We start from the raw sequence: 11,401 nt of genomic DNA on the forward strand, positions 1-11,401 counted from the left end.
AGACCGGCAGTTGGTCGTCGACTTCTTGTGCGAGGCGTTTGGGGGGCCGGTTATCTACCGCGGGCGCGATATGAAAACCTCGCACGAAGGCCTCAACATCAGCGAAAGTGACTGGCAGATCTTTGTGAAGCACACATTGGCAACGCTCGATAAGTTCGGTGTCCAGGGCAAAGAGCGGGAGGAATTCCTGGCCGCTGCTGCCAGTCTCAAAGCGGACATTGTCGACCGGTAGCCGATCACTCACGGGCTTTTTACCGAGCCTCGCCAAGCGCCGGGATGAGCCGACAGGACCCGTCTGCCTCGTGCCAGGGGATGACCTGCTGGTCGTGCCCGCACCAGTTGACGTCGGTAACGACCTGGTAGCGCTGTCAGTCGTGGTGTCTTGCCAGTCATGGTGTCGGAGATGCTCGGTACGGAAGCCCTGAAAGTCGCCCGAGACGCCCGCACCGGGGTAGGGGTGCGTGGGCGGCGAAAGCTCGGCGGCGACATCGGGGCGATTCTAGAGAGATTCACCGCGCTCGCGTTGGCAAGCGATACCCAGGCGCCCTGGTTCTGGAGGTCCGCTATGCGCGAGGAAAGCCAGAACTCTTCCCGGCGGTTAACGGCCGAGCTTGTAGGGCTACGCGTGGATGCGATCTACCTAGCGTCCGATCCAGCCATCTTGGCTGCGAAGCAGGCGACTACCACGATCCCGATCGTGATGGTCGCCTGCGATGCGGTCGCAGCGGGCTTGCTCGCGAGCCCGGCCAGCGGGTCGAGCTTACACCCGTGCGGCGATCCGCCGACGGTGGTGGTCCTCGACCTTGCGTTGTAGCGCTTCGAGATCCCAGTCGCTCAGCAGCGGTATGAGTCTTGTTCTCGGCTCGCCTTCGTAATACCGGAAGCGATTGTGGGGGCCGAATTGGATGTTGCCTACCAGCACGCCAAGCGAGCACACCTCAAGAGCCCAACCGGTTCCCAGCGTCGCACGCTCACGATACTCCAGTGCCATGGTGAGGCTGACCTCCCGACGGGAGGGTAACAGCCGCCGGGCGCTTGCCGGCAAGAAAACTGCCCTTACTGCGTGCGCCGTCCTATCGTCCCGTGGCCGGGCTGCTTCAGCTTGAGCCACTTCAAGGTGCGCGTGCCACGTGGCGAGCAGGATGCAGCGGCCGGCTATTGAGGCGCTTCGGCTGTCCAGCCGCGCGCTCTCATGCACATGCGGTACAGAAGGGCTTCTCGCTTGCCGTCGGTGCTGGCGCCGACAGTCATGGGAGTTTCACTGGCGCCCCGTGAGATCTGAGGCTCCTGCACACAGGCGTAGCTGTCCTGCCTGAAGTCAGACACGTCCGAGCCGGCCTTGCTGTAGCTGTAGATGGGCTCTGTGCAGCCAACCAGCAGGACGCACGCCGAGAAGATGAGGACCGCGAGTTGTGATATGAGCGGATTCCCCCTCGACTGATCTTCTGACCGCGCGCGATCGGGCGATATTGGACCTTGGTCCCGTCCCATCGGGAATAGGCGCCAGGGTTCCAAGCAACCTCACACGACATCCCGCCGCGCCTCGGCTTGTGCTCCATGGCCGCTATCGCCGGGCCATTACTGACCGATTGCCCTTCGTCCTCTGCTCCCGCTGGATGGCGGCGGTCGCGCGCCGCAGTTGCATGACGTCCCTCTCCAATGGTCGAGCACGCGCGAGGAGAGTGGTTCGTGTCGGCCCGCAACCGCACGCTGGCCCGCTCGCGTAGGCGCGCCCGCAGCGGCTGCTGCGCCGGTCGGCGGCTGACGCTGACCAACCCGGGACTTTCGACGGCCTGTTCATCGACCAATTTTCAGCTGATCAAAGACACGCCAGCACGCTGGTGCCAAGTTCGCTATCCTGCTGGATATGGTCGCCGCCGAGACCCCGGTGGTGTTCGTGGTGGACGACGACCCGTCCGTCCGGAAGAGCCTCACGCGGTTGCTCAGGGCTGCGGGGTGGGAGGTCGAGTCTTTCGCCTCGGGTCGCGAGTTTCTGGCCCAACCACGGCCCGACCGTCCTTCCTGCCTGTTGCTGGACGTCCGGATGCCCGGGTTGACCGGGCCCGCCCTGCAGGACGCTCTCGAAAGCTTGGGGGAGCGGCTCTCTATCGTGTTCCTCACCGGCTACGGCGACGTCCGGATGGGCGTGCGGGCCATGAAGGGCGGGGCCGTTGACGTGCTCACGAAGCCGGTGAGCAAGGAGGAGCTTCTCGATGCGGTGGAACGAGCGGTGGCCATCGCGCTGCGGGATCGGCGGGAACGGGCCCGGATCAAGGAGATCCGGGATCGCATCAAGACGCTGACTCCGCGTGAGGCCATGGTCTTCGCCCTGGTCGTGACCGGAATGTTGAACAAGCAGAGCGCGGCGGAGCTGGGCGTCGTGGAAAAGACGGTCAAGATGCATCGAGCCCGCGTAATGGAGAAGATGCGGGCCGGATCGCTGGCCGAGCTGGTCCGGCTGGCCGCCGAAGCGGGCGTGCTCGCGGCCAAGTCAGGGCCTGCACCAGGTTAGTCCTGTGCCGAGCGGTCGTCGTCGTCCCTCCTGCGTAGTGGCCCAAGGTCCAATAGTCGAGCGAGGCCGCGGGATCCAGAGTGGTGGCAAGGATACCGGAAGGGGTGCCCGTGATACCAAGCGCGAGCGGTTACTCAGCAGTGTCGTTGGCCAAGCGAAAACCATACGATGGCAGGGCTGGCGGGGGCATCCGTGATCGAGGATAAGACCTATGCGGTGACACCGGCATCCATGACCGTGAAATGCGGGATCATCACCGGCGAGGTCAGCGACCTGAAGGTCACCGAGCGAATCGAGAAGGGCTCCGATCGCGTGGTCTCACCGGCGAAGCTGACCGGCATGCTGCGGCTGGAGAATTCCTCCGCGAATCGGGCCGTTCATCTGGTTGAGACCAAGTTCCTGTTCATCGATGCCCAGGGGCAGCCCATCAAGCTCGAGGCGGCCCGGACCGATTCGCTCGTGACGTTCACCACGCACGGCGAGGAACGGCTCGACCCGGGGCAGGAGTCGTCCCAGGCCCTGGAGGTGGAGTTTCCCGTCGAGGCGCTGAAGGCGAACAAGCTCAAGGAGATCCGCCTGGAGCTTTCCTACATCCCGTCCCCCTTCCGGGAGGAGACGGTCAACTTCGTGGTCTCGATCGGCGCGGGCAAGTAGCCCGAGCCGCCCTCAGTCAGGCGGGCCGCCCGCGCCGTGTGGCCGACGGCCCGCCCCTTCTGAAGTGTCTCAGCCGTCTCTTAGAAGTCGCCCCCGCCGTGTGGCATCGCTGGCATGGCGTTCTTCTCCTCCGGGCTGTCCGTGATGAGCGCCTCGGTGGTCAGTAGCAGGGAGGCGATCGACGCCGCATGCTGCAGAGCGACCCGCTCGACCTTGGTCGGGTCGATGATCCCAGCCCGTACCATGTCCACGTACTGATTCGACTCGGCGTCGAACCCCTGCGCGAGGTCCTTGGCGCTCCTGACCTTCTCCACGATGATGGACCCCTCGAGGCCGGCATTCTGCACGATCTGCCTGAGTGGCTCCTCGAGAGCTCGCCTGACGATGTCGACGCCGGTCGCCTCATCGCCGGAGAGCGTGAGGCTGTCGAGAGCCGTCGCGGCTCTGAGCAGAGCGACCCCACCGCCCGGCACGATGCCCTCTTCGACCGCGGCCCGGGTCGCATTGAGCGCGTCCTCCACGCGGGCCTTCTTCTCCTTCATGGCCGTCTCGGTGGGCGCTCCCACCTTGATCAGGGCCACACCGCCCGCCAGCTTGGCGAGCCGCTCCTGCAGCTTCTCCCGGTCGTAGTCCGAAGTGGTCTCCTCGATCTGGGTCCGGATCTGCTTGATGCGTCCTTCGATGGCTCCGGATTTGCCGGCGCCGTCGATGAGAGTGGTGTTGTCCTTGGTCACCACCACGCGCTTGGCCTTGCCCAGGTCTTCCAGCGTGAGGTTCTCGAGCTTGACCCCCAGGTCTTCCGTGATGGCCTTGCCGCCGGTCAGGGTGGCGATGTCCTCGAGCATGGCCTTGCGGCGGTCGCCGAAGCCCGGCGCCTTCACCGCGCACGAGGAGAGAGTCCCGCGTAGCTTGTTTACGACGAGAGTGGCGAGGGCCTCGCCTTCCACGTCCTCCGCGACGATCAGCAGCGGCTTCCCCGAGTGGGCGACCTGCTCCAGGAGCGGGAGCATGTCCTTCATCACGCTGAGCTTCTTCTCGTGGATGAGGATGAGGCAGTCCTCGAGAACGGCTTCCATGCGCTCCGCATCGGTCACCATGTAGGGCGACAGGTAGCCGCGATCGAACTGCATGCCCTCGACGACCTCGAGGGCGGTCTCCATCCCCTTGGCCTCTTCGACCGTGACGACCCCGTCCTTGCCGACCTTCTCCATGGCCTCCGCGATGAGGCTGCCGATGGCGGGGTCGTTGTTCGCCGCGATCGTGGCGACCTGGGCGATCTCTTTCTTGTCCTTCGTGGACTTCGACATCTTCTGGAGGTTCTTGACCACGTGCTCGACCGCCTGCTCGATACCCCGCTGGAGCCCCATGGGGTTCGCGCCCGCGGTCACGTTCTTGAGACCGCCGCGGAAGATGGCCTGGGCCAGCACGGTCGCGGTGGTGGTCCCGTCGCCGGCGATGTCGGAGGTCTTGGAGGCGACCTCCTTGATCATCTGGGCGCCCATGTTCTCGTAGTGGTTCTTGAGCTCGATCTCCTTGGCCACCGTCACCCCGTCCTTGGTGATGGTGGGGCTGCCGAACTTCTTGTCGATGACGACGTTGCGTCCCTTCGGGCCCAGCGTGACCTTGACCGCGTGGGCCATGACGTTGACTCCGCGCAGGAGCGCGGCGCGGGCTTCTTCATTGAACAGGAGTTGTTTCGACATGGAATGTTCCTCTCATGGGTGCGAACGGGAAACCGCGGCGGAGGTGCGTGTTCAGGAAGCGAGGATGCCGAGGACGTCTTCCTCCTTCATGATGAGATACTCCTCACCGTCGAGCTTGACCTCGCTGCCGGCGTACTTGCCGAAGAGCACGCGGTCCCCCGTCTTGACGTCGAGCGGGTTCTTCTTGCCGGTCTCGGATACTCTGCCCTTGCCGACCGCGATGACTTTCCCTTCCTGCGGCTTCTCCTTGGCGCTGTCCGGGATGATGATGCCGCCGCGTCGAGCCTGTTCCTCCTCGATTCGCTTGACGAGGACGCGGTCGTGCAATGGTTGTAGGGTCGGTGTCGTCCGTTTCGTCTGAGGCATGATGTCGGTCCCTCCCACCCTCACGCTACGCGGTCTGTCGGAGAACAAGTAGTGGACCAAAGGGTAGTAGCCGGGCACGGTCGGGCCGCCTAGTATCAAGAGCGTGAATGACGCTGCTCACCTTCCGGGGCTAGCGACGTGAGACAGGCGGGCTACGCCACCCTCGCGAAGACGATCGACGAGCTGGCCAGGTGCGGGTTCATCGAGCACTTCGGGGTGAGCGGCGATGGCCTGCTGTCATTCGACAGCGGGCGAACATTCAGCGCGGACGAGGTGGTGATTCGGGAATACCATCGCTTCGAGGGGGTCTCAGATCCGGACGACATGTCGATCGTCTATGCGATCGAAGGTGAGGGTGGTGCTCGGGGCACGCTGGTCGATGCATTCGGTGCGTACGCCGACCCGACGGTGAGCTCGTTCCTGCAGGGTGTGGCGTTCGGCGGAGCCGGCCCGAGCGCGCGTGAGCTGCCCCGGTTCGGACGGTACAGCTATGGCTTTCCTCCGCCGTCTCCGCCGGACCCCTCGCACGACGAGGGAGGCGAGAGCGGATCGGTCGCCTGAATCGTTCCGTCCGTCAACCCACCGCTCTCCCGGCCGCCGATTCGATCGTGGCTCACCCGGAGGGCCTGGCGGATCGCGCTCAGCACGGCGGACGGATCGAAGGGCTTCTGCAGGTGACCGGCGGCACCGGACCTCTCGATGCGCGCGACGGTCGGGGCGTCGTCATGGGCCGTGATGAAGATGATCGGGACGGCCAGACGTTCCTGCAACTCGAACCCGTTCATCTCGTTCATGTGTACGTCGAGCACGAGGCAGGCCGCACGGTTCCCAGGCAGCCACTCGAGAAACTCCCGGGCCGACGCGAACATCTCGGCCCGATAGCCGGCCGACCGCACGACCCGAAGGAGCGAGCGACGCATCGAGGCGTCGTCGTCCACAATTGCAATGGTCGGGCTGTTCAGAATGGTCGGGTTGTTCAGAAGGTCGTTCACGTGAGCTCCCCCTCGTCACCACGTTAGCCGCGTGTAGCCGGGAGTGCTACTGGACTTAGGTCCCGTGTCGCGGCACCGGCTGCGTATCGACCGGCAGTGAGAACTCGAAGGTGGCGCCCCCGTCGGGGTTGTTGAACGCCCGAAGCTCGCCGCCGTGCGCATCGACGATGGTGCGGGCGATGGCGAGGCCCATGCCCAGCCCTTCGGGCTTGGTGGTATAGAGTGGCTGGAAGAGGCGGTCGACGTCTCCCGTGTCGATGCCCTTTCCCTCGTCCGCGATCGCGACCTTAACCGCTGCGGTGCCCGCCCTCGCCGTCCGGACCACGAGGGCGTGGCCACGCTCGTGGGGCCCGCTCATGGCCTCCAGGCCGTTGAGGACGATGTTCAGGACCACCTGTTGCAGCTGCACGCGGTCCCCCCGCACTCGAGGCAGATCCGCAGCCAGATCCAGGGTCAGGGACACGTGCCGGACGCCCATGTCGCTTCGCACGAGCTCGGCCACTTCACGGACGATGTCGTTGAGGTCGAGCGGCGCGTGATCGAGCTCCCCCTTCTTGAGCAGCGCCCTCAGCCGGGAAATCACCTTGGCGGCGCGCTGGTCGTCGGCGACGATATCGGCCAGGATCTCGCGCAGCTCTCCGACATTCGGAACGTCGGCCTCGAGGAGTTGCTGGGCCACGTGGGCGTTGTTCAGAATCGCGGTCAAGGGCTGGTTCAGCTCGTGGGCCAGCGATGCGCTGAGCTCGCCCAGGGCCGAGACCCGGCCGATGTGCGCCAGCTCCTGCCGGAGCCGCCCCACCTCGCGTTCCGCGTGTGCCCGCTCCAGGGCGTTGGCCACGACTTCTCCGACGAGGGAGACTCGCTCCAGTAGCTCGGCCCGCTCCGTGGCCCCGGAGACGAAGGTGCCGAGCACCAGCCCTCCAACCAGGGTCTTGCCGGCCCGCAAGGGCAGCGCCACAAAGGACTCGAGGCCGAGTGTCAGAGCGCTGGTCCGATCCTCGGCGGCCTCGACGGGAAGCTCGTCGATCCGGGCTACCCGGACGATGTCACCGCCCAGCAGCTGGAGGCTCAGCCACGGAAAGCGGGCGGAGTCCACCGGACCATCGATGGTCCACGAGCGGCCGGCGACGCCGGATTCGTGGAGCTCGAGTAGCACCGCACGTTCCACGTCCAGGAAGGCGACGATCGATCTCAAGGCATCCTGGATGTCCTCGTTGAGACTGGCGGCCGAGACATGGCTGAGCCGGACGGAGAGGGACGACAGGAATCGCTGAAAGCGCAGCCGCTCGGCGAGCGACAGCTCCATCCGCTTCCGCTCCAGGGCACTGGCGAAGGCCTCGCTCAGCAGGTGGAGGCGGCCGACGAGATCGTCCGGCCACGTCCGTTCACGGCGAACGGAGTCGAACGAGAGGACCCCCAGGACCGGGCCACCGGCCTGCAACGGGATCGACAGGTGGGAGCGCGTTCCCAGACGCTCGTACCCCATCCGATCCATCGTCGCCTCCGGGGGAAGCTCGTCGGTCCGAGAGAATCGGACGACGGCGCCGCGCCGCAGCGTGTCGGCCGTCCAGAGGAGGTGGTCGACCGCCAGGATCGCCGGAAGCGGCGCGACGTCCGGCTCGGCCCACGACACGCGAATTCCGTGGGCACCGTCGCGGTACTCGTCGAGATTCCCGCGATCGGCCTCGAGGAAGGTCACCATCTGGCGCAGCGCGGCTTCGAGGGCCGCGTCCAGGCCACTGGCCTCGATGTGAATGAGCTTCGCGGAGAGCTCCGACAGCTGTGTCTCGAACCGAAGACGGTCCTTCAGAAGACGCTGTGCGTGACGGCTCACCGCGCGGTGGCGCAGGAGCCAGAGAATGAGGACGGTCCCGAGGACGACCACGGGCACGTCGACCCCAAGGTGCCACGGCAGGCCCACGGCCCACTTTAGCGCCGAACGCCCCGCAAACGCGAGCGCCTGCTTGGGGGGCGGCGATGGCGTGCTGGACCTAGGTCCAATGGGCAGGCCCGTCCAGAGCGGCTAGAGTGAGGGGGTACGGGGGGAGGCGACATGAAGTTCCCGATCTTCATGATGTGGGTGCCCGTGGGATTGATAGCCGGTGGGCTGGCCCGTCCAGTCATGAGGACGGGTGGCTACGGGCTGATCGCCGACCTGGCCCTCGGTCTCGCCGGGAGCCTCATCGGGGGCTTGCTCTTTCTCGTCTTCGACACGTCGCTGGAAGTGGGGTGGCCCACGATGTGCGTCGGGACGTTTGTCGGGGCGGCCAGCGTGATCGCCGGTCAGAGGTGGTGGTGTGCGCACGCGTAATGTCCGAGATGACCGGGAGGTACCACATGCCCAAGGTATTCTGTTCCCAGGAAATCGATGCGAAGGAGCAGTGGCTCGACGTGCCGGGGAGAGGCAACATCTGAACTGCTGGCAGGAGAGCAATCGTCCCGAGTCCGCACTCGCGGCATCTAGCTCATCGATGGAGGGCGCCAATGGGACGCAAGCCGACGGCACACTTCGACGCGAAGGCGTTCCTGACGAAGGCCAGCACGGGACGATCGGTCTCGGTGTATCGCAAGAAGCAGGTGGTCTTCGTACAAGGAGATCCGGCGGATGCCGTGTTTTACCTCGAGAAGGGTCAGATCAAGCTCACGGTGGTCTCGGAACGGGGGAAATCCGCGATCGTGGCCATGCTCGGACGCGGCGACTTCTTCGGCGAAGGCTGTCTGGCCGGCCAGCCCGTTCGCATGGCCACCGCGTCGGCGATGACCGAGGTGTCGGTCGTGCGAATCGACAAGCAAGCCATGATCGCGCTGCTGCATGAGCGGTCGATCTTCTCCGAGCGCTTCATGGCGCATCTGCTGGCGCGCAATGTGCGCTTCGAGGAAGACCTGGTCGATCAACTGTTCAACTCGAGCGAGAAGCGGTTGGCGCGGGTGCTCTTGCTGCTGGCCCGCTTTGGCAAGGAAGGGAAGATCGAGCCGGTGATTCCGAAGATCAGCCAAGAAGTCCTGGCCGAGATGGTCGGTACCACCCGACCTCGGATCAGCGGGTTCATGAACAAGTTCAGGAAGCTCGGCTTCATCGAGTACAACGGCGGCCTGCATATCCACAGCTCCCTACTCAACGTTCTCCTGCACGGGTAGTGGTGGCGATTCAATGAGAGTCACCGCACTTTCTCGTGGTCTGCGTCGGGGGATGGGCCGAGGTGACCGTGCGCGTGGGTGTCGCCCTGGCTGGTACCGGGCTTCGTCTGGTGGGGCGCCCATCACCTCCAAGCAGGCTCCGCGCAGTCAGGATGTGCAGGCTCCTCGGTCTGCAGAGCTCACGAAAGCTGCAACGCTCGTGAAGGAAGCCGACGCCGCGTGCAACGCCGGCAATAGCGCCATGGCCACGGAGAAGGCCATGGCGGCAATCCAGCTTCTGAAAAAGTAGCCAGCCCCGACCTTGACGGCAAGAGCCCCAGGGGCTTGATCCTCTGGGGCTCTTACTGGTTAGTCCGCCTCGCCGCCAACATTAGGCGTACGGCGACGCCTCTCGACGGCGGGAGGAACGACGCCGTCTCGTACGAGATCACCCAAAATGACCAAGAGCGCGCGCGCATCTATCGACGAGACTTGGACGATGGCGCGCGTACGAAGCGATACGGACTGTATTGAGATGTTCTCGTAGTCGTCGCGGGCCATCTCACGACGCATGTCCTCGCATGACCGGGCTCACACCCTACCTCGCGTCCCGCTTAGCCTGTCGTCGTTGTCCGCTCGATCGCATATGGCCTTGGATCGCGGTCGCCTGGCTCTTCTGAAATTGCCGCTTGGCGGCGTTCTCCACCGCATTCGACCTGACCGCCTTGCGTCGACTGGCGGTCTTGGACTCGGCGGCTGCGGCGGCCGCTTCCTGGTTCGGTGCGGTGACGCGGAATGACGCCTTCTTGCTCGTCTTCATTTCAGCACTCCTTGTCCTTCAGCTTGGAGGACGATGTCTTCACCGGGTGGACAGCGGGCTCCGGCCACCCTAGGGTCCTGCAGGTAGTACTCGAGCTCGAAGGCGGCGTCGAAGTGGTCCTCGATCGCGCGCTTGTGGTGGCGGGCAGGAACCGAGTGCCGAGCCCCGCGGCGGGGAAGACGGCCTTGCGCACTGTCATCGGGCTAGCTGAGGCGCGGCGTCCGCCTCCTCATCGTCCAGAATTCTGACCGGTGAAGCTAGGAAAATGAAGCCGAGCACATGCTATGGAGCAATAGACACGCTCAACCGCGGTGGCTGGCCCCCCAATCCGGATGGAATAGGGCAGGAAGCCAGCTGTGCCGCATCCGTCACAGACTCTTCGCAGTTCGTCCTTCGGTAGCTGGGGCAACATGACAGTCTCCACGGGCTATGGGTTTGGGGCCGAGGTCATGTTCGCGTGCGATGTCACGTCTCCGGTCATGGGTCTCACGGCTCTGGCCGCACCAGCAGGGGTGAACGGTCCCACTATGTCCCGGCCGTTCGTGGCGGCGATGGAGCTTGCAATCTGGGAGGCGTCTGGGCACACCGCGGGAGTCTGTCGACCGCCGATCGGTTCTCAGATCGCGTGGCACCAGCGGACACCATTCCAGCATTTCGCAACCTCCTTCTGCCACCCAGGCGTCACACACTAGCAGCGGGCGGGCAGCGTGCCTAGTGGACCAATGTCCACTAGGCCGGCCGGATCATGCCGGACTAGAGTGGGACCGGAGAGCACCGACTTGAGCAATAGCAACCGGAACGGCGATCGGATCGTGACGCCATTGACGTTCACGTCTTCTCCTTCGAGGCGATGGGCCCAATTGGTGGCGCGCGCGTGTGTGGTCGTGACATGTGCGGTGATCCTCGGGTGGGGAGCCCGGCGTGGCATCTATGGTCTGCTGGTGGCGGCGACCTTGCTGATCGCGCCGATCTTGTGGCTCGTGTCCCGACCCAGTTGGCGGGCAGCGCGCCGGCTCCTCGTATCGGACAAGTACCTCGAAGGCACCGGCTATGGAGGAACGCGCATCCGTCTCACGTGGGATGGCGTCGGGGAGGTCGAGCACTTCGTAAGAACGAGCACACGAGGCCCGATCCGTGTGTTGCGCCTGGCGTCGATCGACCGTCAACGCGAGGTCACCTTCGACGATCGCTTGCCGGGATTCGAGCAGCTCATGGGCCTGGTCGAGACGCGGATCCG

13 protein-coding genes and 1 pseudogene are annotated in these 11,401 nt (G+C 65.0%); 7 read left to right on the forward strand and 7 right to left on the reverse strand.

Features of this window, described 5'->3' with window-relative positions:
• Positions 1-232 (forward strand): group 1 truncated hemoglobin (locus VKN16_07970; GenBank protein ID HME94135.1); only part of this gene is annotated, 232 nt, incomplete at its 5' end.
• A gap of 528 nt (positions 233-760) precedes the next feature.
• Here the strand turns inward: VKN16_07970 and VKN16_07975 are convergent.
• Positions 761-991: a hypothetical protein gene (locus VKN16_07975; GenBank protein ID HME94136.1), complete on the reverse strand. Its 231-nt coding sequence runs from the start codon at positions 989-991 to the stop codon at positions 761-763.
• An 876-nt stretch (positions 992-1,867) separates the two neighbouring features.
• On the opposite strand from VKN16_07975, the gene VKN16_07980 reads away from it, so the two are divergent.
• A complete protein-coding gene (locus VKN16_07980; protein HME94137.1) occupies positions 1,868-2,512 on the forward strand; it encodes a response regulator transcription factor in 645 nt (214 codons plus the stop codon).
• Positions 2,513-2,743: 231 nt separating this feature from the next.
• Positions 2,744-3,166 carry a hypothetical protein gene (locus VKN16_07985; protein ID HME94138.1) on the forward strand — a complete coding sequence of 141 codons (423 nt, stop codon included), beginning with the start codon at positions 2,744-2,746 and terminating at the stop codon, positions 3,164-3,166.
• An 80-nt stretch (positions 3,167-3,246) separates the two neighbouring features.
• Here VKN16_07985 and groL read toward each other — a convergent pair whose 3' ends face one another.
• Together groL and groES are read right to left on the reverse strand one after the other, a co-directional pair.
• Positions 3,247-4,869, reverse strand: a complete 1,623-nt coding sequence (gene groL, locus VKN16_07990) for a chaperonin GroEL (protein ID HME94139.1) — start codon at positions 4,867-4,869, stop codon at positions 3,247-3,249.
• A gap of 51 nt (positions 4,870-4,920) precedes the next feature.
• Complete coding sequence (gene groES, locus VKN16_07995) at positions 4,921-5,235, reverse strand: co-chaperone GroES (GenBank protein HME94140.1); 315 nt, start codon at positions 5,233-5,235, stop codon at positions 4,921-4,923.
• 138 nt (positions 5,236-5,373) lie between these two features.
• On the opposite strand from groES, the gene VKN16_08000 reads away from it, so the two are divergent.
• Positions 5,374-5,796, forward strand: a complete 423-nt coding sequence (locus VKN16_08000; protein HME94141.1) for a hypothetical protein — start codon at positions 5,374-5,376, stop codon at positions 5,794-5,796.
• Here the strand turns inward: VKN16_08000 and VKN16_08005 are convergent.
• Positions 5,724-6,227, reverse strand: a complete 504-nt coding sequence (locus VKN16_08005; GenBank protein HME94142.1) for a response regulator — start codon at positions 6,225-6,227, stop codon at positions 5,724-5,726. The two genes, VKN16_08000 and VKN16_08005, sit on opposite strands and share 73 nt — an antisense overlap.
• A gap of 55 nt (positions 6,228-6,282) precedes the next feature.
• Positions 6,283-8,148: an ATP-binding protein gene (locus VKN16_08010; protein ID HME94143.1), complete on the reverse strand. Its 1,866-nt coding sequence runs from the start codon at positions 8,146-8,148 to the stop codon at positions 6,283-6,285.
• A gap of 132 nt (positions 8,149-8,280) precedes the next feature.
• Here VKN16_08010 and VKN16_08015 point away from each other — a divergent pair, with 132 nt between their 5' ends.
• On the forward strand, positions 8,281-8,538 hold the full coding sequence (locus VKN16_08015) for a GlsB/YeaQ/YmgE family stress response membrane protein (protein HME94144.1): 258 nt from the start codon (positions 8,281-8,283) through the stop codon (positions 8,536-8,538).
• A 173-nt stretch (positions 8,539-8,711) separates the two neighbouring features.
• Positions 8,712-9,365 (forward strand): Crp/Fnr family transcriptional regulator, encoded by a 654-nt coding sequence (locus tag VKN16_08020; protein HME94145.1) that lies wholly within the window; start codon positions 8,712-8,714, stop codon positions 9,363-9,365.
• Between the two features lie 577 nt (positions 9,366-9,942).
• Here VKN16_08020 and VKN16_08025 read toward each other — a convergent pair.
• Positions 9,943-10,164 (reverse strand): hypothetical protein, encoded by a 222-nt coding sequence (locus tag VKN16_08025; GenBank protein HME94146.1) that lies wholly within the window; start codon positions 10,162-10,164, stop codon positions 9,943-9,945.
• A 77-nt stretch (positions 10,165-10,241) separates the two neighbouring features.
• A pseudogene (locus tag VKN16_08030) lies at positions 10,242-10,363 on the reverse strand (UTP--glucose-1-phosphate uridylyltransferase).
• A 580-nt stretch (positions 10,364-10,943) separates the two neighbouring features.
• Between VKN16_08030 and VKN16_08035 the strand changes: the two are divergent.
• On the forward strand, positions 10,944-11,401 hold a 458-nt coding region (locus VKN16_08035; protein HME94147.1), incomplete at its 3' end, for a hypothetical protein.

Source organism: Candidatus Methylomirabilota bacterium (assembly GCA_035315345.1).
GTDB lineage: Bacteria > Methylomirabilota > Methylomirabilia > Rokubacteriales > CSP1-6 > CAMLFJ01.